Below are 23,193 nucleotides of genomic sequence, written 5' to 3' on the forward strand. Positions count from 1 at the left end.
GGACCTTGGCGAGGCTTAGCCGACGTCGGCAGCCCGGGCGCGCAGTGCCCGCGCCACGGCGTCGCGGTTCTCCAGCATCATGCGGCGCAAGGCGGCGCTGTCCTCAGGGAGTCCGGCAAGAAACGCGTCTGTCCGGTCAACCGTGGCCTGGGTGGTCAACTGGGCGGGGTAGAGGCCCACCACGATCTGCTGCGCCAGGGCGTGGGTACGTTCCTTGACGATTCCAGGGACCGCCTCGAAGTACCTCTCCGCGAAGGGCTCCAGGAGTGCCGTGTCGGGTACCCGCATGAAGCCGGCCACCGCCGAAGCCTGCAGGGCGTTGGAGAGCTCTCCCTTGACCACGATCGATTCCCAGGCGGCTTCCTTGGCCTCAGGCGTGGGAATGGCTGCCTTGGCCTGCGCGGCGGCGTTCTGGCCGTTGGACGTGTTGTCCCGCGCCAGCTCTTCGTCGATGCGTTCCTGTCCCTGGCGGCCACCGGCAACCAAAGCCGTCAGCAGTTCCCACCGCATGTCCTGGTCGATGGTGAGTCCCGCCAGCGTTTCCTTTCCCTCCAGGAGGGCCTGGATGCGGTCCAACTGGGCGTCGCTGCGGCAGATCTGGGCAAACGACTTGGCGAACTGCAGTTGCGCGTCGGAACCCGGTTCCACCGCGGACGCGAGCTCCCAGAGCTTGTCAGCCGCGGCAATGGCCGTTTCGTCCTTGTGCCCGGCGGCCACGAAGTACGTCAGCGTCGTGGCGAGCTGGCGCAGCTGGACCAGGATCACGGAGGAATCCGTTTCGTGGGCGATGTTGGCCAGGATGAGGTCCACGTAGCCTCGGGCAGGAGTTTCGCCGTCGCGGGCAGCGTCCCAGGCCGAACCCCACACGAGCGTCCGTGGCAGGCTCGAGGAGAAGTCCTTGAGGTGTGCCTTGGCCGTTGCGAGCGACTCGGGATCCAGGCGGACCTTTGCGTAAGCGAGGTCGTCGTCGTTGAGGAGCACCAGGTCCGGGCGGGCGAGTCCCGCCAGGCCGGGAACTTCCGTGCGTGCACCGTCGACGTCGAGTTCTTCGCGGTGGATCCGCTCCAGCTTTCCGTCCACAAGGTTGTAGAAGCCCACGGCCAGGCGGTGCGGACGCAGCGTTGGCTGCTCGGTGATGGCTGTTTGCAGGATGGCAAAGTCCGTGATGTTTCCGGCCGCATCGACAGCGAGCTCAGGCGCCAAGGTGTTGACGCCTGCCGTCTCCAGCCACAACCGGCCCCACTGATCCAGGTCCCTGCCGCTCGCGGCCTCGAGTTCCACCATGAGGTCCTTGAGTTCCGTGTTGGACCAGGCGTGCTTGGCAAAGTAGGTCCGCACGCCTGCCATGAACTGCTCGGGTCCCACCCATGCCACCAGTTGGCGGAGCACGGATGCGCCCTTGGCGTAGGTGATGCCGTCGAAGTTGACCTCCACGTCCTGGAGGCTGTTGATCTCGGCGAAGATCGGGTGCGTGGTGGGGAGCTGGTCCTGGCGGTAGGCCCAGGATTTTTCCACCGAGGCGAAGGTGGTCCAGGCGCGGTCGAACTCGGTGTTTTCCACAGCGGCAAGGTGGGACATGTATTCGGCGAACGACTCATTCAGCCAGAGGTCGTTCCACCAGCGCATGGTCACCAGGTCGCCGAACCACATGTGCGCCAGTTCGTGCAGCACCGTGATGGCGCGCCGCTCAACCTGTGCCTCGGTGACTTTGCCGCGGAAGACGTAGCCCTCCAGGATGGTCACGGCGCCGGCGTTTTCCATGGCACCGGCGTTGAATTCGGGGACGAAGAGCTGATCGTACTTTTCGAATGGGTAGGGGCAGCCGAACTGGGCCTCGAAGAACTCGAATCCTTGGCGGGTCAGCTCAAAGATGTTCTCCGCGTCCAGGTATTGCATGAGTGACTTGCGGGCAAAGACGCCCAGCGGCACCACGCGGCCGTCGGAGCTTGTCACTTGGGAACGGACGGACTGGTAGGGGCCGGCGATCAACGCGGTGACGTACGAGGACAACCGTGGCGTGGGGGCGAATTCCCACACGGACCGGGCCGCACCGTCCTCACCCGCTGCTGCCTGCACAGGCGTAGGAGTGGGGGAGTTGGACACTACATCCCAGCGGGATGGCGCTGTGATGGTGAACGTGAAGCTTGCCTTGAGATCCGGCTGTTCGAAAACGGCAAACATCCGCCGGGAGTCCGGGACCTCGAATTGCGTGTAGAGGTACACCTCGCCGTCAACCGGGTCGACGAACCTGTGGAGGCCCTCGCCCGTATTCATGTACGGAGCGTCGGCAACGATGGTGAGTTCATTCTCTTCGCTGAGGTTGGGGAGCTGGATGCGCACGCCGTCCGAGACTTCGGATGGTTCCAGTTCGGTTCCGTTCAGCGTCACGCTGTGGACTGCGTCCGTAATGGCGTCGATGAACGTTGATGATCCAGCCTGCGCGGAAAAACGCACCACAGTGGTGGATCCGAAGACTTTGGCGCCCTTGGTCAGGTCCAGGGTGACGTTGTAGGACTCGACGTTGAGCAGTTCCGCGCGCTTCGCGGCTTCGTCGCGGGTCAGGTTAAGGCCTGGCAAGTGTGCCTCCAGAAGATTGGGGTGGCCGGCCGGGATCATGATCCGGTCGCTGGTGTGAAGCCATTCTTTCACTCTGTCGCTTGTTGGCAAGGAGGAGTCCGCACAGTGTCGCCACCACGGAGTAGCGTTTAACCATGGGAACGTTCCGGGATTCGCTCGACACCCGCGCACTACGGTTCGCGCTGGCCTTTCCACTGCTGCTCGCCGTGGGATTCGTGGTGTGCGCCCAAATGCTGCGGAACAGCCTTCCGGATCCCGTCGCCGTGATGTGGAACGCCGACGGCGGCAGTTCGTTCGCGCCGTTCGGAGCCTATGTGGCCGGCGGCGCAGGACTCATCGTCTTTTTCGGTTGGGTCGCCTTCCTCCAGTCCGTACCCATCTCGCGGCCCGTGGTAATGCGCCGCGTCATGATGGGATTGGGGCTGATGGTCAGCCTGTTCATCACCACGGTCCTGGCAGCGGGCCTCGTGGGGCAGTCCGGAGTCGGTGACGCGAGGTTGTCACATGTCGATCCGATCGTTCTGGCGATGGGTAGCGGCGCCGCGGTGGCGCTCGGCGTGGTGATGACGTTTGCCTTCAAGCCGGATCCGCGGTGGACGCAGGAGGACGACCATGCGCTCGAAGCCGAACGCCTGCGGGCCGCCGATCCCGATCTGGCCCGGGACACGCTCCGGATGTGGGTTCACGCCCGGAGTTCGGTCTTCATCATGATCATCATCTCCGCGCTCTTCCCGGCTGCTTTGATCGCAGTAGCCGTCCCATGGCTCGGGGCCTTGCTGGCCGTGGCGGGACTGGTGGGCGCGGGCTTCCTGTTCGCACGGGTCCGTGCGGACAGGGGAGGGCTGCAGGTGTTTGCCGGCGGCCTAGTCCCCGTACTGAACGTTCCCGCCGTCGATATTGCCGCGGCGGCTCCCACCGACGTCAAAGCCGCCGACTATGGCGGTTGGGGCTGGCGCCACCACGAAGGCGCCACCGCAATGTTGGTCAGCAGCGGGCCGGCCGTCGTCGTTCGAAGGCTCAACGGTGGGCGGGTGGCGCTGAGTGCCGGTACCACGGTTGCCGCGGACAAACTCGCCGGCATCCTTAACCGCGCTGCCGAACGGGCACACCAGGACGGGCAGCCCCATCAACCGGGCTCGCGGTAATCTAGGTAACGCATCCCTCCCCGCCGCGCCTTGGCCAATGCTGAGCTGTTGCCCAGTGCTGTGCCGCCTGCGCCACAAAGAACGGACTTCCTGTGACTACACCCCGCGTCCACATCGCCACGGACCACGCCGGCATGGAACTCAGCGCCCACCTGGTCAGCCACCTCACCGCCAAGGGCTATGAAGTCGTGGACCACGGACCCAAGGAATATGACGCCCTGGATGACTACCCCTCGTTCTGCATCAACGCAGGCGTCGCCGTGGTGGCGGACCAGGAAGCCGGAGTCCATGCGCTGGGGATCGTGCTGGGTGGCTCGGGGAACGGTGAGCAGATCGCGGCCAACAAGGTCAAAGGCGTGCGCGCCGCGCTCGCATGGAACCTGTCCACGGCCAAGCTGGCCCGCGAGCACAACGATGCCAACGTCATCGCAGTCGGCGGCCGCCAGCACACCGTGGAAGAAGCCACCGAACTGATTGAGGCCTTCCTCCAGGAGCCCTTCAGCAACGACGAACGCCACGTTCGCCGCATCGGCAAAATCGCGGTGTACGAGACCACCGGCGAGATCGTCGAATAGTGCCTGAAGGGCATTCCATCCACAGGCTGGCTCGCCAGTTCCAGGATGTCTTCGGTGGCCGGCGCCTTCGCGTGAGCAGCCCGCAAGGGCGGTTCGCCGAGGGGGCGGCGCTGCTGGATGGACACATCATGGTGGACGCCCTTGCCCACGGCAAGCAGCTGTTCCTGAAGTTCGACCATGACCTTTTCCTTCATGTGCACCTCGGTCTTTACGGGGCGTGGAACTTCGGGGGAGACAGTTCTTTCGCGGGTGCGTCCAGCATTGGTGCGCCTCGCCGGATCGGTGAGCGCGAATCCGGGCCGTCCGGTGCTGACACGGACTATTCCGGACCGCCGGAGCCGGTGGGGGCCGTCCGCGTCCGCCTTGTCTCCGACCACGGCTGGGCGGACCTCCGCGGGGCTACGACATGCGCCGCCATTACGTCCGATGACGCAGCCAAGGTGCTCGGCAGGCTGGGCCCGGACCCTTTGCGGAATGGGCCCGGCGACCGCGATGAGTTCATCCGGCGGCTGCGGAAGCGGAAGACCGCCGTCGCGCTCCTGATGATGGACCAGTCGGTCCTGGCGGGGGTGGGCAACATCTACCGCGCCGAGGTGCTGTTCCGGCAGGCGGTGGACCCGTGGAAGCCCGGCACTGCCGTGGATACGGGCACCGCCGGCCGCCTGTGGGATGACGCCGTTGCCACCATGTCCGACGGCGTCCGCGACGGTCGAATTGTCACCACGCCGCCGGCATTGTGGACAGATGGAGCGGAAACGGCGCCCGACGCCGACGCCCACTTCGTCTACAAACGCGAGGGACTGCCCTGCCGCGCCTGCGGGACGGTAGTGGGCATGGCCGAAATCGGTGCCCGCAAACTCTACTGGTGCCCTGGCTGCCAGGTTTGATGCCGGAAATAACAGAAGAGCCCCGATCCTGGTGGATCGGGGCTCTTTTGTTTTCCCTGGAAGGGATATTCCCTGGAGGGGACGACGGGAATCGAACCCGCGTAATCAGTTTGGAAGACTGAGGCTTTACCATTAAGCTACGTCCCCGAAAGGATCTCCTGTTCAGGACATCTTCCCTGTGGCTGTTCAAGCCGGGTACAACTAAACCTAATTCCGGCGACGGTGTCAAATGTGCATTCCTGGCCCGCTTGCCCGTAGACTGTCCTGTGCGTTCGGGGTGTAGCTCAGCTTGGCTAGAGCGCCTGCTTTGGGAGCAGGAAGTCGCAGGTTCAAATCCTGTCACCCCGACTCTGTGTTTCGTGTCCATTTCTTGGAACACGACAGAACCCCATACCCATCAATCCAGGAGTACTTAGACTGTGAAGAGCGCTGTCGAGAACCTCACCGCCACGCGGGTCAAGCTCAATGTTGAGGTTCCCTTTGAGGAACTGAAGCCGAGCATCGATGCCGCGTACAAGACCGTTGCTTCGCAGATCCAGGTTCCCGGATTCCGCAAGGGCAAGGTTCCCTCCAAGCTCATCGACCAGCGCGTCGGTCGCGGCTACGTCCTGGAGACTGCCATCAACGATGGCCTCAACGGCTGGTACCAGGCCGCTGTGCAGGAAACCGGCGTTCGCCCGCTGAGCCGCCCCGAGGTTGAGATCACCGAGGTTCCGGACCCGTCCGCAACCGACGGCGAGCTCAAGTTCCAGGTGGAGGTTGACGTTCGCCCCGAAATCGAACTGCCGGACTACGCGGGCATCAAGGTGGAGGTCGCAGCTGCTGAGTCCTCCGACGCCGATGTCGACAAGGCCCTTGACGAGCTGCGCGGCCGCTTCGGCACGCTGAAGTCCGTTGAGCGTCCAGCCAAGAACGACGACTTCCTCACCATCGACATCACCGCCACGATCGACGGCGAAGAGATCGACTCCGCATCCGGCCTGTCCTACCAGGTTGGCGCGGGCACCATGCTCGAAGGCCTGGATGAAGCCGTTGAGGGCCTCTCCGCTGACGAGGAAGCCATCTTCGACACCACGCTGGTTGGTGGCGACCACGCCGGCGAAGCCGCCCAGGTCAAGGTTGTTGTCAAGGCCGTCAAGGAGCGCGAACTCCCCGAGGCGAACGACGACTTCGCACAGCTGGCTTCCGAGTTCGACACCCTCGCGGAACTCCGCGAGGACCTCGCCAAGCAGGCAGCCGATTCCAAGGTTGTCGGCCAGGGCGTCGAGGCCCGCGACAAGGTCCTGGACAAGCTCGTTGAGCTCGTTGAGGTTCCGGTTCCGGCTTCGGTAGTGGAAGAGCAGCTCGAATCGCACTTCAACCCGGAGAACGCCCACGGCGAAGGTGACCACGACACCGAAGAGCACCGCGCCGAGGTCAAGGCCAACACCGAGCGTGCGTTCCAGAACGAGATCATCCTCGACGCCATTGCTGACAAGGAAGAAGTCAACGTCAGCCAGAACGAGCTGATCGACTACATCGTCACCACCGCCAGCCAGTACGGCATGGACCCCAACCAGTTCGCCCAGATCATCGATCAGAGCGGCCAGGTTCCCATGATGGTTTCCGAGGTGCGCCGCCGTAAGGCCCTGGCCGTTGTCCTCGGCCAGGCCGAAGTTGTGGACTCCGAAGGCAACAAGGTGGACCTGACCGACTTCGTGCGCCCCGCAGGCGAAGCCGTGGAAGAAGCTCCCGCAGCAGAGGCTGCCGAGGAAGCTGAAACCGTTGCCAGCGATGACCCCGCAGCAGTGAAGTTCTAGTTTCAGGCCCTGACCGGCCCCGGATCATTCGATCCGGGGCCGGTTTGCTTTAAGGCCGTGCCAGGCGCCGTCCACAAACGTGCGCCGTCAGCGAACAGTGCGATTCCGGCGAACAAATCACCCCTGAATACGGTTAGTGTCCATGTAGTGAAGTTCAGTGATGTCACTGGCACCAGCGAGAGGTAAGTACTTATGTCACAGCAATCAGAGGCTCCCCGGATGGCAACTGTCGATCCCGCGGCCCAGGACAACTACATCTACAACCGCCTGCTGAAAGAGCGCATCATCTGGCTCGGCTCCGAAGTCCGCGATGAGAATGCCAACGCCATTTGCTCACAGCTTCTCCTGCTCTCGGCCGAAGACCCTGAGAAGGACATCTACCTTTACATCAACTCGCCTGGCGGTTCGGTAACGGCCGGCATGGCCATTTACGACACCATGCAGTTCATTCCCAACGATGTCGTCACGGTCGCCACGGGCCTGGCCGCCTCCATGGGACAGTTCCTGCTTTCCTCCGGCACCAAGGGCAAGCGTTACGCCACCCCCAACGCCCGTATCCTGATGCACCAGCCTTCCGGTGGCATCGGTGGAACGGCCTCGGACATCAAGATCCAGGCTGAGCTGATCCTGCACATGAAGAAGGTCATGGCGGAACTCACCGCCGAGCAGACGGGCCAGACCGTTGAGACCATCCTCAAGGACAACGACCGCGACAAGTGGTTCACTGCCGCGGAAGCACTGGAGTACGGCTTCTTCGACAAGATCTCGGCGCACGCCGGCTCGGTGGCCGGTGGCGGTGGAACTGCCAACCAGTCCGACGCGGCGTCCTCCACCGAAAACTAGCCGGCACCACGAACCACTGAAAACCCAGGAGTAAACAATGAACTACAACTTCGGATGGTCTGCCGGCAACCTCCCGTCCAGCCGCTACGTCCTGCCCCAGTTCGAAGAACGCACCCCCTACGGATTCAAGCGCCAGGACCCGTACACCAAGCTGTTCGAGGACCGCATCATCTTCCTCGGCGTGCAGGTGGACGATGCCTCCGCCGACGACATCATGGCCCAATTGCTGGTCCTTGAATCAACGGACCCGGACCGCGACATCACCCTGTACATCAACTCGCCGGGCGGCTCGTTCACGGCAATGACCGCTATTTACGACACCATGCAGTACATCCGTCCGGAGATCCAGACGGTCTGCCTGGGCCAGGCAGCCAGTGCCGCGGCCGTCCTCCTGGCAGCCGGCACCCCGGGCAAGCGCCTTGCCCTCCCGAACGCCCGCGTCCTGATCCACCAGCCGGCACTGTCAGGCGGCCAGGGAGGCCAGGCCTCGGACCTGGAGATCCAGGCCGCTGAGGTCATGCGCATGCGGACGTGGCTCGAGGAGACGCTCGCCCACCACTCCGGCCGCACGGCCGAGCAGGTCAACAACGACATCGAGCGCGACAAGATCCTCACGGCCGAGGAAGCCCGGAACTACGGCCTGATTGACCAGGTACTGGACTCCCGGAAGATCAAGCCCCAGGCAATCGCCCGGTAGCATCCGGAAAACGACGCCGGTGCGGTTCGCGAAATATGGACCGCACCGGCGTTCTGTTTCCACCCAAGCGGCTCATTGTGACCTAGAGTGGAAGAAGTCACGGTGATGCCAACCGCGGTCTGGCCGCACAATGGAGCAAGGCGCGGAGCCCCATCACCCGCACGCAACGAAGGGATTCACACATGGCTCGGATTGGCGAGAGCACGGATCTGCTGAAGTGTTCTTTTTGCGGAAAGAGCCAGAAGCAGGTTCGCAAGCTGATTGCCGGGCCCGGCGTGTACATCTGCGACGAGTGCATTGAACTCTGCAACGAGATTATTGAAGAGGAACTCGCCGAGGTCTCGGACCTGGGCAGCTTCGAACTTCCCAAGCCGCGCGAGATCTTCGACTTCCTGCAGGAATACGTGATCGGCCAGGAGCCGGCCAAGCGCTCGCTCGCTGTTGCCGTCTACAACCACTACAAGCGCATCCAGGCAGGCCATGCACCGAAGACCGGCAGCCTGGGCGAGGGACCGCACCACGAGGACGTGGAGATCGCCAAGTCCAACATCCTGCTGATCGGCCCCACCGGCTGCGGCAAGACCTACCTCGCGCAAACCCTGGCCCGCCGGCTCAACGTACCCTTCGCGGTGGCCGATGCCACGGCACTCACCGAGGCCGGCTACGTTGGCGAAGACGTCGAAAACATCCTGCTCAAGCTCATCCAGGCCGCTGACTACGACGTCAAGAAGGCCGAACAAGGCATTATCTACATCGACGAGATCGACAAGATTTCACGCAAGAGCGAGAACCCCTCCATTACCCGTGATGTTTCGGGCGAGGGGGTTCAGCAGGCTTTGCTGAAGATCCTCGAAGGCACGGTGGCCTCGGTGCCTCCGCAGGGCGGCCGCAAGCACCCGCACCAGGAATTCATCCAGATCGACACCACCAACGTGCTGTTCATCGTGGCAGGCGCGTTCGCAGGCCTGGAAGACATCATTGGTTCCCGTTCGGGACGGAAGGGCATCGGCTTTGGCGCCCCGCTCAACGAGGTCAAGGACAACGTGGATACCTACGGTGAGGTCATGCCGGAGGACCTGCTCAAGTTCGGCCTGATCCCGGAGTTCATCGGGCGGCTCCCGGTGATCACCACAGTGTCCAATCTGGATCGCCCCGCGTTGATCCAGATTCTCTCGACGCCCAAGAACGCCTTGGTGAAGCAGTACCAGAAGATGTTCCAGCTCGACGGCGTGGAACTCCAGTTCGACGACGACGCCTTGAACGCCATCGCGGACCAGGCCCTGGAACGTGGAACAGGAGCCCGTGGCTTGCGCGCCATCATGGAAGAAGTCCTGCTGCCGGTCATGTTCGACCTCCCCAGCCGCGACGACATCGCCACCGTGGTCATTACCGAGGACGTAGTGGCCAAGAAGGCGCAGCCAACCATGATTGCCCATGACGTGGTGGCGAAGCGGCGGAATAAGTCCGCCTGACCACCCGTTACACCAAACAGCGGCCCTGTCCGCCTTTCACGTTTAGCGTGCCCGTTGCCACCTTCCTGAGGAGATTTCCTGTGCCTGAACAGACCGAGCAAGCCGTCAACAAGGCCGATTTCTGGTTCGACCCCGCCTGCCCGTTTGCGTGGATCACGTCCCGCTGGATCGGCGAAGTGGAGCAAGTCCGCGGAATCGAGACGCAGTGGCACGTCATGAGCCTGTCCGTCTTGAATGAAGGCCGCGACCTGCCCGATGACTACCGCGAACTCATGGACATGAGCTGGGGTCCGGTCAGGGTGATCATCGCGGCGCAGGAGCTGCACGGCAGCGAGTACGTCAAGCCCCTCTATGACGCCATGGGTGAGGAAATCCACCACGAGGGCAACAAGGACCGTCCGTCGGTGATCCGTAAAGCCCTGGCCGAAGTCGGCCTTCCGGCAGAACTGGCGCGATACGCCGACTCGGACGAATTCGACGCCCAGCTGCGTGCCAGCCACGAGGAAGGTATCTCCCTGGTGGGGCAGGACGTAGGAACGCCCGTGGTTGCCTTCAACGGTACGGCTTTCTTCGGCCCGGTCCTGACCCGCATTCCCCGTGGCGAAGACGCCGGAAAGATCTGGGACGCAACCGTGGCCCTTGCCGGGTACCCGCATTTCTTCGAGCTCAAGCGCAGCCGCACCGAACGGCCCGAGTTCAACTAGGGTGAGCTGTTCGGCCGCTATTTGAGGAAACGCGAAGTCCTGCGGTCGGCCAGGATCTTGCCGTTTGTTTGGCACGTAGCGCAGTACTGGAGGGAGGTGTCCGCGAAGGACACCTCCCTCACTGTGTCTCCACATACCGGGCACGCCTGTCCCGTCCTGGCATGGACCCTGAAATTGCTCCGTTTGGTGTCCTTGAGTTCACGGGACGGTTTGCCGGCCGCTGCCGCGACGGCGCCCACCAGCACTTCCTGCATGGCCCCATACAGGCGGCCAACCGTCTCCTCGTCCAAGGACTTGGCAATCGCGAAGGGGGAGATCCTGGCAGCGTGCAGGATCTCGTCGCTGTAGGCGTTGCCGATTCCGGCGATCACGGCTTGGCTCCGCAACAGTCCTTTGATCTGTTGCGGGCTTGAACGGACTATTCCGGCGAACGCTTCGACATCGAAATCGGGACTCAGTGGTTCCGGGCCCAGCGTCGCGATGCCGTGGACATCCAGGGGATCGCGGACCACGTACACGGCCAGGCTCTTCTTTGTTCCAGCCTCGGTGAGGTCCAGCCCGATGTGGGTGTCATCGATTCCGCGGTGCAGGAGCAGGCGGGCAGCGATGTTGCTCTTACCCATGCGCAGCGTTGCCGAGGACGGGTGCTCGGTGTACCGAACCCAGCCGGCCTTCGCCAGATGGAAGACGAAGAACAGTCCGTCGGCATCGACGCAGATGAACTTGCCAAAGCGCCGCACCCCGCGGATGGTCCGACCCTCCAGGGCCGTGTAGGGGGGATCTGCCGTTTTCAGCGCGGCAATGGAGTTGATGCGGACACTCGTCAGCACCGCTCCGTTCAGTTGCGTGTCCAGGTAGGTGCACAGGCCGTGCACTTCGGGCAGTTCCGGCATGGGAATACTCTGCCACACGCAGCGGTAAAAGGTCCCGGAAACTACAGGATTGTAGTTCTTTCGGAAGCCTTGTGGATCGGCCCGGGCAGGACAACAATGGTTCTTACCCACTTCGAAAGAAGAGGGACACGGAAACCGAAGATTCAGTGATATGCAACCGACGCAGCCTTTGGCAAAGTCGGAAGCAAGCTACCAGTGACGTGGTAGGAAGACCTGAAATTCCAAGGATTCCGCCAGACTGTCAAGTCGTCACCGGACAGCCGAAAAGTCGAAGCCCCACCAACGGCAAAACGCTGATGGGGCTTCCCCTTTGCCCAAAAACTCCTGGGCGATGGCTGCTACGAGGCGGGTGTCTCTTCCGGCTGCGCAAGGACGACATCGCTGACCGTCAGATCGCCTTCACCGGACTGCAGGGTGATCTCCTGGGCGTTTGCGGCGGCCTTCAAGTCACCCAAACCGGCCTTGAGCTGCGCCACGAGCACTTCCGTTGCCGAAATATTGGCAGAAAGCACTTCGGTCCGCTGCTTGACCTTGGCCTCGGACTTGGCCTTGCGGATGCCGCTGAGGGCCAAGCCCACCGTGCCCAGCATGGTGGTGTCGCCGTCGGCGATTTCCAGGGCAGAAGGCCATGCGGCGCGGTGCACCGAACCGGTCCTCCACCAGCTCCACACCTCTTCGGTGGCGAAAGGCAGGAACGGTGCGAAGAGACGCAGGAGCGAGTCCAGCGTGGTGGCGAGGGCCGCAAGCACGGAGGCCTGCTCGGCTTCGCCGGCTGCACCGTAGGCACGGTCCTTGATCAGTTCGACGTAGTCGTCCGTGAACTGCCAGAAGAACGATTCGGTGATCTGCAGGGCCCGGGCGTAGTCGTAGTTGTCGAAGGCCTTGGTGGCCTGGGCTACGACGTCCGAAAGCTGGGCGAGCAAGGCCCGGTCCAGCGGGTTGCTGAGGACAGAAAGCTGGTTGGTGACCACGGAATTCTCCGTGGCGCCGAGGTTCAGGACGAACTTGGAGGCGTTGAGCAGCTTGATGGCCAAACGCCGGCCGATCTTCATCTGTGCGATCTCGTACGCGGTGTCCGCGCCGAGCTTGGCAGATGCTGCCCAGTAACGGACGGCGTCGGAGCCGTATTCGTTCAGGACATCGGTGGGAACCACCACGTTGCCCTTGGACTTGGACATCTTCTTCCGGTCCGGGTCCAGGATCCAGCCGGAGATCGCAGCGTGCTTCCATGGAGCGCTGTTCTGCAAGGCATCGGCGCGGACGGCCGAGGAGAACAGCCAAGTGCGGATGATGTCGTGGCCCTGCGGACGCAGGTCGAACGGGTAGACCTTGGCGAACAGCTCCTCGTCACGGCTCCATCCACCCACAATCTGCGGCGTGAGGGAGGACGTGGCCCAGGTGTCCAGCACATCGGCGTCGCCGGTGAACCCGTTGGCCTGGTCACGCTGGGATTCCTCGTAGCCCGGAGCTGCGTCGGCGGCAGGGTCCACTGGGAGCATCCCGTCGGACGGCAGGATCGGGTTGTCGTAGTCCGGGTTGCCCTGGGCATCGAGCGGGTACCAGACGGGGATCGGCACGCCGAAGAAGCGCTGGCGCGAAACGAGCCAGTCGCCGTTCAGGCCGGCGATCCAGTTTTCGTAGCGGGAGCGCATGAAGGACGGGTGGAAGTCGATGTCCTGCCCACGCCCGATCAGCCGTTCGCGGCGGTCCTCGTCCCGGCCGCCGTTGCGGATGTACCACTGGCGGGACGTGACCACTTCGAGGGGCTTGTCGCCCTTCTCGAAGAAGTTCACGGGGTGGGTGATCTTCTTCGGTTCGCCGTCCAGCAGGCCCGCTGCGGAGAGGAGCTCAACCACGGCTTCCTTGGCCGAGAAAGCCGTCTTCCCGGCGATCGCAGCGTAGGCCTCCTTGCCAGCCTCCGTGGTGATCCATTCGGGAGTCTCGGCAATGATGCGGCCGTCGCGGCCCATGATGGCGCGCGTCGGCAGCTGCAGTTCGCGCCACCACGTGACGTCGGTGAGGTCACCGAAGGTACACACCATGGCAATTCCGGAACCCTTGTCCGCCTTGGCAAGGGGATGGGCCTTGACTTCGAGTTCGACGTCGAACAGCGGGGACTTCACGGTCTTGCCGAAGAACGGCTGGTACCGCTCGTCGTCGGGGTTTGCCACCAGGGCCGCGCACGCGGCAAGCAGTTCGGGACGGGTGGTCTCGATGAAGATCTTCTGGCCGTCTTCGGTGAAGAAGGGGTAGCGGTAGTAGGCGCCCGGGACCTCGCGGTCCTCAAGCTCAGCCTGCGCCACGGCGGTGCGGAACGTGACATCCCACAGCGTGGGCGCCTCGGCCATGTAGGCGTCACCGGCGGCGAGGTTTGCGAGGAACGCGCGCTGGGAGACCGCACGCGACGTGTCGTCGATGGTGCGGTACGTCAGGTTCCAGTCCACGGACAAACCAAGCGTCTGGAACAGGTTCTCGAAGACCTTTTCGTCTTCCACGGCGAGTTCCTCGCACAGTTCGATGAAGTTCTGGCGGGAGACCACATCGAAGTCGCGCTGGTTCTTGGCCGGCTGCGCGGGAGGGCGGTAGTCGGCGTTGTACGGGATGGCGGGATCGCAGCGTACGCCGTAGTAGTTCTGGACGCGGCGCTCGGTGGGCAAACCGTTGTCGTCCCAGCCCATGGGGTAGAAGACGTTCTTGCCGGTCATGCGCATGTAGCGCGCCTGGACGTCAGTCTGCGTGAAGGAGAACATGTGGCCGACGTGGAGTGAACCCGAGGCAGTCGGCGGGGGAGTATCGATCGAGTAGACCTGCTCCCGGGTGGTGTCCGGGTTGAACTTGTAGGTTCCTTCCGCGAGCCAGCGCTGCGTCAAGGCAGCTTCGAGGCCTTCAAGGGCCGGCTTGTCGGGAACGTTAATGGGGGCGGTGGCGGGCGTGTCTGTACCCTGCGTTGATTCAGCCATGGACCAATTGTTTCATGGCCCGGAGTTACAGGGCGCCTTCGGCGGCGGGCCCTGCCCTCGATAGGGTGGTGCCATGACTTTGGGAGCACAGACACAGAACAAGACGGCAGTCGTTACCGGCGCCAGCACGGGCATCGGCGAGGCAACGGTCCGGGCGCTGAGCGGCGAAGGATGGAAGGTCTACGCCGTGGCGCGCCGGGCAGACCGCCTGGAAGCCCTGGGTGCCGCGACCGGCGCCGTTCCCTTCGCCGCCGATGTGACAAACGGCGACGACGTCGCAGCCCTGCTTGCCGCCGTCACCGAGGGCGGGGGAGCCGATACCCTCATCAACATTGCCGGTGGGGCCCGCGGCGCTGACACGATCGGCAACGCGGACACCGAGGACTGGGACTGGATGTATCAGGTCAACGTGCTGGGCACCATGAAAATCACCCGCGCCTTCCTGCCCATGCTCCGGGAGAACGGCGAAGGTACGGTCCTCAATCTGACGTCCACCGCCGGACTGGCGGCCTATGAAGGCGGCGCCGGCTACAACGCAGCCAAGTTCGCCCAGCATGCAGTGACCAACGCACTCCGTTTGGAGGAAGTGGGGAACAACATCCGGGTGATCGAGGTTGCCCCGGGCCTGGTCCACACCGAGGAGTTCGCGCTGAACCGCTTGGGTGACAAGGACGCAGCGGCCAAGGTGTATGCCGGGGTGGAGAAGCCGTTGACCGCTGACGACGTTGCCGACGTGGTCCGGTACGCCGTCTCCCTGCCACACCACATCAACCTGGACGAGATCGTGATCCGTCCCGTGGCGCAGGCAGCCAACCACAAGCTCATCCGCAAGCAGGACTAAGGGCCTAGCCGGCAGGAACGCTGAGCTGGGCAATGAGGGCGGCATGGTCCGTGCCCGGAACGGTGTGCACTGAGTAGGCGCTGTTGCCGATCCGGGGCGAGGTGACCACATGGTCGATCACGACGCCCGGCAACGGCGGGCCTTCCATGGGCCACGTGGGGGACAACCTTCCCCACGTGGCCGTGCCGACGTCCACCAGTTTGTTGCCGTCCCTGCCCACCTCCAACAGGGCCCGGAACTCGGCGTGGTCATACGTGGCGTTGTAATCGCTATCAGCACCTGGTTACCTTGGCTCCCGGCCTGGCGGGAAAGCTTGAGAAGGTCGCTCCTCCACTGGCCGATCCGCTCATCCACGGGCGGGAGGGCGTGGACGTTGGTCAGGGTCAGGGCCCCCTTGGCCCCGGAACCTTCCACCACAACCCGGGTGGCCGCCATGCGGAAGGGAGTGTCCGGCAGAAGACCCTCCGACGCCAGGGGGAAGACCGAGTACACGGCGGCGCCGGATCCGTCGTCATTGGGGGTACTGATCCTGTTGGCCAGCAAGGCATCGAGTCCCTCGGCGCTGAGCCGTTCCTGCAACGCCGGCGAAAACTCCTGGAGGGCCAGCAACTGGACGCCATGGTCACGGACCAGTTGCACGATCGTGGCCGCTTCGGCTTCACCAAATTCGGTATTGAGGCTCATCACCTTCAGCGGGACGGTAGCCGTCCCCTCCTTTAAAGCCACCGGGCGGCCGTAGTCCAGCGGGAACAGCCAGAAGAGCTGCACAGCCAGCAGGGCCGCCGTCGTGATCACCGTCAAACGACGCCGACCCAGGGCGGCCAGCACCAGCGCAACAGCGGCGGGAACCACCAGCCACGGCGTGAAAGCCAGTGCCTGGACCACCAGCAACGGCCACTCAACGTCGATGGCCCGGAACAAGGACAAGCTGGCCACCGGAAGGGCAACAAGGACGGCGGCAACAGACCAGGCAATCGAGGCCGTGCGTCGCCGGCGATGGACAGCCGGGAGGGCGGCGGCAGGTTCAGTCATGTGGCCGAGTCTATGCAGCCATCCACCCGGGACCCGTCCACCCAGGGGATGACTTGGAAAGTAGTCGATGGTGCCCCGCTGCCGCTAGACTCTGATAACCAGCGTTGACCCGGCCATCACCGGTGAGCTTCCGGAAGAACAGCACTGACCGCAATTGCGGCCAGTTCCCAGTAGAACCGGACGGGTAAGCCCGTCACAGCAGTAATGAGAGGCCGGGACGCCGTGTTCCGGTAAGTGAGGTGGTACCGCGGTGCCTGGACTGTTGCGAAACAGGACTGGAGCCGTCCTCGCATCCTGACAGTCAACCAGCTATCACCAGGATTCGAGATGACCCACTACCCCAAGGCCTCAGCATCGCCTTCCGGCGCCCAAGGCGTATCCGCCTCCGTGAAGTTCCCGGAGATCGAAGAGCGCATCCTCAAGTACTGGGACCAGGACGGCACCTTCCAGGCGAGCATCGACCAGCGCGACGCGGGACAAGACGGCAGCAACGAGTTCGTCTTCTACGATGGCCCGCCTTTCGCCAACGGCTTGCCCCACTACGGCCACCTGCTCACCGGCTACGCCAAGGACCTGGTGGGCCGGTACCAGACCCAGCGCGGCAGGCGCGTGGAGCGCCGCTTCGGCTGGGACACCCACGGCCTCCCCGCCGAGCTCGAAGCCATGAAGCAGCTGGGCATGACTGACAAGACCCAGATCGAAGCCATGGGCATCGATAAATTCAACGACGCCTGCCGTGCCTCGGTGATGAAGTACGCCAACGAGTGGCAGGCCTACGTCACCCGCCAGGCCCGCTGGGTGGACTTCGACAACGACTACAAGACGCTCAACGTCGAATACATGGAGTCCGTGCTCTGGGCCTTCAAGCAACTGCACCAGAAGGGCCTCACCTACAACGGCTACAGGGTCCTGCCTTATTGCTGGAAGGATGAGACCCCGCTCTCCAACCACGAGCTGCGCATGGACGACGACGTCTACAAGAACCGCCAGGACCAGACCGTCACCGTGACGTTCCCCATCAAGGGCGGCGAATCCGAGGTTTCGCAGGCGCTCGCAGGCGTGCAGGCCCTCGCCTGGACCACCACGCCCTGGACGCTGCCCACCAACCTTGCGCTCGCCGTCGGGCCTGACATCTCCTACGTTGTGGTCCCCGCCGGCCCCAGCGGCGTGAAGGCCGCTTCACCGGAGGCTCCGGTGACGGGCAGCTTCCTTCTCGCGGCTGACCTTTTGGGTTCCTACGCCAAGGACCTGGGGTACGACGACGCTGCTGCCGCAACTGCCGCCGTCACGGCCACCTACGCAGGCTCCCAGTTGGAAGGGCTCGACTACGAGCCGCTGTGGAACGACTTCGCCGATGCCGAAAAGTACGGGACGCAGAACGCGTGGCGGATCCTCGTGGCCGACTACGTCACCACCACCGACGGTACGGGCATCGTCCACCAGGCCCCGGCCTATGGTGAAGACGACCAGAAGGTCTGTGAAGACGCAGGCATCCCCGTGGTCCTCTCCGTGGATGAGGGTGCGAAGTTCCTGCCGTTGTTCGGCCATGGCCGGCTTGCCGACATCGTCGGCCTGCAGGTTTTCGAGGCCAATAAGCCCATCACCCAGGTGCTGCGCGCCGACGGCCGCCTGGTCCGCCAGGCCAGCTACGAGCACAGCTACCCGCACTGCTGGCGCTGCCGCAACCCCTTGATCTACCGCGCGGTTTCCTCCTGGTACGTTGAGGTCACCAAGTTCAAGGACCGTATGTCCGAGCTGAACCAGGAGATCAACTGGATCCCGGGCAACGTCAAGGACGGCCAGTTCGGCAAGTGGCTTGAGAACGCCCGTGACTGGTCCATCAGCCGCAACCGGTACTGGGGTTCGCCCATCCCGGTGTGGCAGTCCGATGATCCTGAGTACCCACGCACCGATGTGTACGGATCCCTCGCCGACCTCGAAGCGGACTTCGGCCGCCTGCCAGTCAACAACGAGGGCCAGGTGGACCTGCACCGTCCCTTCATTGACGAGCTGACGCGCCCCAACCCGGACGACCCCACGGGTAAGTCCACCATGCGCCGCGTTGAGGACGTCCTGGATGTTTGGTTCGATTCCGGCTCCATGCCGTACGGCCAGGTCCACTACCCGTTCCAGAACGAGGAGTGGTTCGACACCCACAATCCGGCGGACTTCATTGTGGAGTACATCGGCCAGACACGTGGCTGGTTCTATATGCTCCACATCCTGTCCACGGCGCTGTTTGACCGACCGGCGTTCCGCAACGTCATCAGCCACGGAATCGTGCTGGGCTCCGACGGCCAGAAGATGTCCAAGAGCCTGCGCAACTACCCGGATGTGTCCGAGGTGCTGGACCGCGACGGTTCCGACGCCATGCGCTGGTTCCTGATGTCCAGCCCGATCCTGCGCGGTGGCAACCTGATCGTCACAGAGCAGGGCATCCGTGACGGTGTCCGGCAGGTCATCCTTCCGCTGTGGAATGTGTACAGCTTCTTCACGCTGTACACGAACGCCGCGAACGGGGGCTCGGGCTACGACGCCAGGCTGCGCTATGACGGCTACGCGGACACCCTTGACCAGTACCTCATGGCAAACACCGGCGACCTGGTCCGCAAGGTGACCGAAAGCCTGGATACCTATGACATCTCCGGTGCCTGTGACGAGCTGCGCAGTTACCTGGACATGCTCACCAACTGGTACGTACGCCGCAGCCGCCAGCGCTTCTTCGACGAGAACGTGGATGCTTTCGACGCCCTGTACACGGCGTTGGAGGCTGTGTGCCGCGTTTCGGCATCCCTGCTGCCGCTTGTCAGCGAGGAGATCTGGCGTGGCCTGACCGGTGGCCGTTCCGTGCACCTTGCCGACTGGCCCGAGGCTTCGCTGTTCCCGGCAAATCCGGAACTCGTGGAGGCCATGGACCGCATCCAGCAGATCTGCTCCACCGGCTCCAGCCTGCGCAAGGCAGCCAACCTCCGTGTCCGCCTCCCGCTGCAGGAACTGACTGTCGTGGCACCCGGTGCAGACGCGCTGGAAGGTTTTGCCGCCGTCGTCGCCGATGAACTGAACCTGCGGTCCGTGCGGTTGCTGGATGCAGCGTCGGCGTCGCCGGAGGAATTCGGCATCGAGCAAAAACTCGTGGTCAATGCCCGTGCCGCCGGCCCCCGCTTGGGCAAGAACGTCCAGCAGGCCATCAAGGGGTCCAAGTCCGGCGACTGGTCCGTGAACGATGCTGGAGTGGTAGTTGCCGGCGGACTCGAGCTCGAGCCGCAGGAATACACCCTGGAAACCGTTGTGGCTGAAGCGGCCGACGGCGGTGCTGCCGCAGCTGCCGTCCTGCCGGGTGGCGGGTTTGTTGTCCTGAATACTGAGGTGACGCCGGAGTTGGCTGCCGAAGGCCTTGCCCGTGACATGGTCCGTGCCATCCAGCAGGCACGCAAGGACGCCGGCCTCAACGTCAGCGACCGCATCCGCACCTCCGTGGAGGCGCAGCAGGACGTGGTTGATGCGCTCAACGCCAATGCAGAGCTCGTCAAAACCGAAACCTTGACCCTGGAACTCGAGGTGCTCCTTTCCAGCGCCGCAGAACCGCAGGTCACCGTAGCGAAAGCAGGGGCCTGATTCATGACCGACGAATTCTCAGTTGAGAGCGTCTACGCCGAGCTGCTCGGCCGGGCGCCGGAGAACAAGATGGAGCCGCGCCTGGCACCGTTGTTCCGCGCCATGGATGTGCTGGGCGAGCCCAACAAGGCCTACCCGATCATCCACATCACGGGAACCAACGGAAAGACGTCCACGGCCCGCATGATCGAGGCCGGACTGCGCGCACACGGCCTCAGCACGGGACGCTACACCAGTCCCCACCTGTCCAAGGTCACCGAACGCATCAGCATCAACGGCGAACCCGTCCCGGATGAGACGTTCGTCCGGATCTGGGACGAGATCCGGCCTTACCTGGAGATCGTGGACAACGAGCTCATTGCCGACGGGCAGCCGCGCCTGACCTACTTTGAATGCGTCACTATCCTGGGCTTCGCGGTTTTCGCTGACCAGCCTGTGGATGTGGCCGTGTTCGAGGTGGGCCTTGGGGGCATCACTGACGCCACCAACGTGGGCGACGGCCAGGTCTCCGTGATCACCCCAATCTCCTTGGACCACACCGACCTCCTTGGAGACACCACCGAGGACATCGCCTACGAGAAGGCAGGCATCATCAAGCCTGGCGGATTCCTCGTGAGCGCGGCGCAGCCGGTTGATGCCGCCCAGGTCCTGTTGGACAAGGCGCGTGAAGTGGATGTTCCGTTCCGTTTCGAGGGCGTCGAATTCGGCGTGGAGTCCCGCAGCGTTGCCGTCGGAGGCCAAGTGCTCACCATCCAGGGCCTGGCCGGGCGCTACGAGGACTTGCTGCTGCCGTTGCATGGCGCCCACCAGGCGGAGAACGCGGCCGTGGCTGTTGCCGCGCTCGAAGCGTTCTTTGGCGGGGGAGAGAAGGAACTCGACGCTGAGGTGCTGCGGGAGGCCTTCGGCAACGTGAGCTCGCCCGGCCGTTTGGAGGTGGTCCGGACCGCTCCAACGATCGTTGTGGACGCAGCCCACAATCCTGATGGCATCCGGGTCTCGGCTGAAGCCATCCATGAGGCGTTCGCTTTCAGCAAGCTGGTTGTGGTGGTGGGAATCCTGCAGGAGAAGGACGCAGAGGAGATCCTCAAGACGCTCAAGGAGCAGTTGGGCGACCTGGCCGAGGAATTCTGCTTTACCCAGTCCAACTCGCCCCGGGCAATCCCCGCGGCAGAACTGGCCGAAATCGCCGTGGACCTGGGGTTCGGCGAAGAGAACGTGCACATTGCGGAGAAACTCGACGACGCCCTCGAATGGGCCGTGGAGCGCTCCGAATCCAACGACGACTTTGCCGGTGGCGTCTTGGTCACGGGGTCCATCACCCTGGTGGCGGAGGCGCGCATCCTCCTCGGAAAGGCAGGTGCCTAAGCATGGCGAAGCTGACCAAAGCACAGAGGGAATGGCGTCCCGGGATGCCCAAGAAGCGCCGCTCCACCAAGGTGATGTTCGGCTCCACGGTCTTGCTCCTCGAGGCCTTCGTGGCCTTCTTCGGCACGCTGGTGGTCTTCGGGTTGAAGCGCGGCGAGGTGGCTCCCGGAGTCATCCTCGGCGTTGGCATCGCCCTGAGCGTCATCCTGGTGCTGACCTGCGCCGTGCTGTCGAAGCCGTGGGGTGTGGGCCTCGGCTGGGCACTGCAGATCGTCTTGATCCTTACCGGCCTGGCCGAGCCCACCATGTTCATTGTCGGCATCCTGTTCGCGGTCTGTTGGTGGTACGGGATCCGCACAGGCATGAGGATCGACCGTGAGGTGCAGCAACGTGACCGGGAGCAGGCCGAATGGGACGCGGCACACCGTGACGGGACAGAGCCGGAAACCCCGTAAACTGGCTGGGAAACCCACCAAGCAACCACATTGGAGCAACTGTGAGCATTGAACGGACCCTCGTCCTGGTCAAGCCCGACGGCGTCGCCCGCAACCTCAGCGGCAGCATCCTGGCCCGCATCGAAGCCAAGGGCTACACGCTGGCTGAGCTGAAGAAGGTCAACGCCACCCGTGAACTCCTGGAACTGCACTACGAAGAGCACGTGGGGAAGCCGTTTTATGAGCCGCTGGTTGAATTCATGCTCAGCGGCCCCGTAGTGGCGGCAGTCTTCGAAGGCCACCGTGTGATCGAAGGCTTCCGTTCGCTGGCCGGCACCACCGATCCCACGACGGCCGCCCCGGGCACCATCCGCGGCGACTTTGGCCGCGACTGGGGCCTGGCTGTCCAGCAGAACCTCGTTCACGGCTCGGACTCGATTGAGTCTGCCGAGCGTGAAATCAAGATCTGGTTCGAGTAAAGCCAGGAAGCACAACGCAGAAGGTCCCGTGTTCAAAGGAACACGGGACCTTCTGCGTTGTGTAGCTAAATCCTGGTAGGCAGCTGAATCCTAAGAGGCGGCTGAATCCTGGTAGGCAGCTGAATCCTAGTAGCCGGAGGTTCCGGCGAAGACATGGAGGAAAGCGAAGAAGATCGTGGCGATGACGGCCACGTAGAGCAGTGCCACGATGATCCAGCCCGAATCGCCCAGGAGCTTGACCAGCGCTGCGGGAGCCTTGATGACTCCGGTGCTCAGGTTGCGGATGGTCACCCAGACGAACATGGGAATCATGACAGCCCACACCACCATGCAGAACGGGCAGAGGACGTTGATCGCGTACAAGGCCTGCGACCACAGCCAGATGACGAAGACGAAGCCCAGCGTCACGCCGGCCTGCAGTCCGATCCAGTAACCACGGGCGAACCTGGCCCCGGAGAGTAGCCCCATGGCCGTGGTGATGATGATGGCAAAGGCAACGATGCCGATGAACATGTTGGGGAAGCCAAACAGGGAACTCTGCCAGGTCTTCATGACGGCGCCGCAGGAGATCCACGGATTCACATCGCACGCGGTGATGTGGTTGGGGTCCTGAAGCACTTGGAGCTTTTCCAGGACCAGTGCCCCTGAGGCCAGCCATCCAATGACGCCGGTGACCAGCAGCAGCCAGCCAAAGGGCCGGTTGCGAACCATCGCGGGCATCGTGTCCGGTTGGGGGTCCCGCGCCTCGACGGGGACGGAAGACTTGTGGTCCAGGTTTCCCTTGGCGGTGCTTGGCATCGCGGTTGTGATCCTTTTCGGCAGATGGCCCGGCGTGGCCGGGAAGGGCTGTTGGGAGGATTCTAACCCCGCATGCT

General features: G+C 63.6%; 19 protein-coding genes and 2 tRNA genes. 14 read left to right on the forward strand and 7 right to left on the reverse strand.

Features of this window, described 5'->3' with window-relative positions; translation table 11 throughout:
• Window positions 1-15 precede the first annotated feature (15 nt).
• The gene (gene pepN / locus ACH488_RS00220; protein ID WP_397321937.1) at window positions 16-2,616 is read right to left on the reverse strand and encodes an aminopeptidase N; all 2,601 of its coding nucleotides are present in this window, start codon (window positions 2,614-2,616) and stop codon (window positions 16-18) included.
• Window positions 2,617-2,711: 95 nt separating this feature from the next.
• Here pepN and ACH488_RS00225 point away from each other — a divergent pair, with 95 nt between their 5' ends.
• From ACH488_RS00225 to ACH488_RS00235, 3 genes are all read left to right on the forward strand, one after another.
• The gene (locus tag ACH488_RS00225; protein ID WP_397321547.1) at window positions 2,712-3,722 is read left to right on the forward strand and encodes a hypothetical protein; all 1,011 of its coding nucleotides are present in this window, start codon (window positions 2,712-2,714) and stop codon (window positions 3,720-3,722) included.
• Between the two features lie 92 nt (window positions 3,723-3,814).
• Window positions 3,815-4,297 (forward strand): ribose-5-phosphate isomerase, encoded by a 483-nt coding sequence (locus tag ACH488_RS00230; RefSeq protein ID WP_387437108.1) that lies wholly within the window; start codon window positions 3,815-3,817, stop codon window positions 4,295-4,297.
• Window positions 4,297-5,184 carry an Fpg/Nei family DNA glycosylase gene (locus tag ACH488_RS00235; RefSeq protein ID WP_397321548.1) on the forward strand — a complete coding sequence of 296 codons (888 nt, stop codon included), beginning with the start codon at window positions 4,297-4,299 and terminating at the stop codon, window positions 5,182-5,184. Before ACH488_RS00230 ends, ACH488_RS00235 begins: the two co-directional genes overlap by 1 nt.
• 73 nt (window positions 5,185-5,257) lie before the next feature.
• On the opposite strand, the gene ACH488_RS00240 is transcribed toward ACH488_RS00235, so the two are convergent.
• Window positions 5,258-5,331 (reverse strand) — tRNA-Gly (locus ACH488_RS00240).
• 126 nt (window positions 5,332-5,457) lie between these two features.
• On the opposite strand from ACH488_RS00240, the gene ACH488_RS00245 reads away from it, so the two are divergent.
• The 6 genes from ACH488_RS00245 to ACH488_RS00270 all read left to right on the forward strand — a co-directional run bounded on the left by ACH488_RS00245 (window position 5,458) and on the right by ACH488_RS00270 (window position 10,699).
• A tRNA-Pro gene (locus ACH488_RS00245) sits at window positions 5,458-5,532 on the forward strand.
• Between the two features lie 71 nt (window positions 5,533-5,603).
• A complete protein-coding gene (gene tig, locus ACH488_RS00250) occupies window positions 5,604-6,983 on the forward strand; it encodes a trigger factor (RefSeq protein ID WP_397321549.1) in 1,380 nt (459 codons plus the stop codon).
• 219 nt (window positions 6,984-7,202) lie between these two features.
• Window positions 7,203-7,826 (forward strand): ATP-dependent Clp protease proteolytic subunit, encoded by a 624-nt coding sequence (locus ACH488_RS00255; protein ID WP_397321550.1) that lies wholly within the window; start codon window positions 7,203-7,205, stop codon window positions 7,824-7,826.
• A gap of 37 nt (window positions 7,827-7,863) precedes the next feature.
• Entirely contained in the window at window positions 7,864-8,523 is a 660-nt protein-coding gene (locus ACH488_RS00260) for an ATP-dependent Clp protease proteolytic subunit (protein ID WP_387437112.1), read from the forward strand.
• A gap of 182 nt (window positions 8,524-8,705) precedes the next feature.
• Entirely contained in the window at window positions 8,706-9,995 is a 1,290-nt protein-coding gene (clpX, locus tag ACH488_RS00265; protein ID WP_397321551.1) for an ATP-dependent Clp protease ATP-binding subunit ClpX, read from the forward strand.
• 80 nt (window positions 9,996-10,075) lie between these two features.
• Window positions 10,076-10,699, forward strand: coding sequence for a DsbA family protein (locus ACH488_RS00270; protein WP_397321552.1), 624 nt, complete (start codon window positions 10,076-10,078; stop codon window positions 10,697-10,699).
• Window positions 10,700-10,716: 17 nt separating this feature from the next.
• On the opposite strand, the gene ACH488_RS00275 is transcribed toward ACH488_RS00270, so the two are convergent.
• Together ACH488_RS00275 and valS are read right to left on the reverse strand one after the other, a co-directional pair.
• Entirely contained in the window at window positions 10,717-11,592 is an 876-nt protein-coding gene (locus ACH488_RS00275) for a DNA-formamidopyrimidine glycosylase family protein (RefSeq protein WP_397321553.1), read from the reverse strand.
• A gap of 338 nt (window positions 11,593-11,930) precedes the next feature.
• Window positions 11,931-14,552: a valine--tRNA ligase gene (valS, locus tag ACH488_RS00280; RefSeq protein ID WP_397321554.1), complete on the reverse strand. Its 2,622-nt coding sequence runs from the start codon at window positions 14,550-14,552 to the stop codon at window positions 11,931-11,933.
• 73 nt (window positions 14,553-14,625) lie between these two features.
• On the opposite strand from valS, the gene ACH488_RS00285 reads away from it, so the two are divergent.
• Complete coding sequence (locus tag ACH488_RS00285) at window positions 14,626-15,393, forward strand: SDR family oxidoreductase (RefSeq protein WP_397321555.1); 768 nt, start codon at window positions 14,626-14,628, stop codon at window positions 15,391-15,393.
• A 4-nt stretch (window positions 15,394-15,397) separates the two neighbouring features.
• Here ACH488_RS00285 and ACH488_RS00290 read toward each other — a convergent pair whose 3' ends face one another.
• Both ACH488_RS00290 and ACH488_RS00295 read right to left on the reverse strand, forming a co-directional pair.
• Window positions 15,398-15,613 (reverse strand): hypothetical protein, encoded by a 216-nt coding sequence (locus ACH488_RS00290; protein WP_397321556.1) that lies wholly within the window; start codon window positions 15,611-15,613, stop codon window positions 15,398-15,400.
• Window positions 15,511-16,425, reverse strand: coding sequence for an endonuclease/exonuclease/phosphatase family protein (locus tag ACH488_RS00295; protein WP_397321557.1), 915 nt, complete (start codon window positions 16,423-16,425; stop codon window positions 15,511-15,513). Before ACH488_RS00295 ends, ACH488_RS00290 begins: the two co-directional genes overlap by 103 nt.
• Window positions 16,426-16,752: 327 nt before the next feature.
• On the opposite strand from ACH488_RS00295, the gene ileS reads away from it, so the two are divergent.
• From ileS to ndk, 4 genes are read left to right on the forward strand one after another with little or no spacing between them, the layout of a single operon-like run.
• Window positions 16,753-20,040: an isoleucine--tRNA ligase gene (gene ileS / locus ACH488_RS00300; RefSeq protein WP_397321558.1), complete on the forward strand. Its 3,288-nt coding sequence runs from the start codon at window positions 16,753-16,755 to the stop codon at window positions 20,038-20,040.
• A gap of 3 nt (window positions 20,041-20,043) precedes the next feature.
• Window positions 20,044-21,405 (forward strand): bifunctional folylpolyglutamate synthase/dihydrofolate synthase, encoded by a 1,362-nt coding sequence (locus tag ACH488_RS00305; protein WP_397321559.1) that lies wholly within the window; start codon window positions 20,044-20,046, stop codon window positions 21,403-21,405.
• Window positions 21,406-21,407: 2 nt separating this feature from the next.
• Entirely contained in the window at window positions 21,408-21,860 is a 453-nt protein-coding gene (locus ACH488_RS00310; protein WP_397321560.1) for a DUF4233 domain-containing protein, read from the forward strand.
• A 41-nt stretch (window positions 21,861-21,901) separates the two neighbouring features.
• The gene (gene ndk, locus ACH488_RS00315; protein WP_397321561.1) at window positions 21,902-22,318 is read left to right on the forward strand and encodes a nucleoside-diphosphate kinase; all 417 of its coding nucleotides are present in this window, start codon (window positions 21,902-21,904) and stop codon (window positions 22,316-22,318) included.
• 126 nt (window positions 22,319-22,444) lie between these two features.
• Here ndk and ACH488_RS00320 read toward each other — a convergent pair whose 3' ends face one another.
• On the reverse strand, window positions 22,445-23,116 hold the full coding sequence (locus ACH488_RS00320; RefSeq protein WP_397321562.1) for a vitamin K epoxide reductase family protein: 672 nt from the start codon (window positions 23,114-23,116) through the stop codon (window positions 22,445-22,447).
• Window positions 23,117-23,193 lie beyond the last annotated feature (77 nt).

It is taken from the genome of Paenarthrobacter sp. NPDC018779 (assembly GCF_044391085.1).
Lineage (GTDB): Bacteria > Actinomycetota > Actinomycetes > Actinomycetales > Micrococcaceae > Arthrobacter.

Bases quoted from the DNA above. Each gene is read 5' to 3' on its own strand.
- clpX (WP_397321551.1), top strand. From the start codon at position 8,706: ATGGCTCGGATTGGCGAGAGCACGGATCTGCTGAAGTGTTCTTTTTGC.
- valS (WP_397321554.1), bottom strand. From the start codon at position 14,552: ATGGCTGAATCAACGCAGGGTACAGACACGCCCGCCACCGCCCCCATT.
- pepN (WP_397321937.1), bottom strand. From the start codon at position 2,616: ATGATCCCGGCCGGCCACCCCAATCTTCTGGAGGCACACTTGCCAGGC.
- ACH488_RS00255 (WP_397321550.1), top strand. From the start codon at position 7,203: ATGGCAACTGTCGATCCCGCGGCCCAGGACAACTACATCTACAACCGC.
- ACH488_RS00320 (WP_397321562.1), bottom strand. From the start codon at position 23,116: ATGCCAAGCACCGCCAAGGGAAACCTGGACCACAAGTCTTCCGTCCCC.
- ACH488_RS00225 (WP_397321547.1), top strand. From the start codon at position 2,712: ATGGGAACGTTCCGGGATTCGCTCGACACCCGCGCACTACGGTTCGCG.
- ACH488_RS00285 (WP_397321555.1), top strand. From the start codon at position 14,626: ATGACTTTGGGAGCACAGACACAGAACAAGACGGCAGTCGTTACCGGC.
- ACH488_RS00260 (WP_387437112.1), top strand. From the start codon at position 7,864: ATGAACTACAACTTCGGATGGTCTGCCGGCAACCTCCCGTCCAGCCGC.
- ACH488_RS00295 (WP_397321557.1), bottom strand. From the start codon at position 16,425: ATGACTGAACCTGCCGCCGCCCTCCCGGCTGTCCATCGCCGGCGACGC.
- ileS (WP_397321558.1), top strand. From the start codon at position 16,753: ATGACCCACTACCCCAAGGCCTCAGCATCGCCTTCCGGCGCCCAAGGC.
- ACH488_RS00310 (WP_397321560.1), top strand. From the start codon at position 21,408: ATGGCGAAGCTGACCAAAGCACAGAGGGAATGGCGTCCCGGGATGCCC.
- ACH488_RS00305 (WP_397321559.1), top strand. From the start codon at position 20,044: ATGACCGACGAATTCTCAGTTGAGAGCGTCTACGCCGAGCTGCTCGGC.
- ACH488_RS00275 (WP_397321553.1), bottom strand. From the start codon at position 11,592: ATGCCGGAACTGCCCGAAGTGCACGGCCTGTGCACCTACCTGGACACG.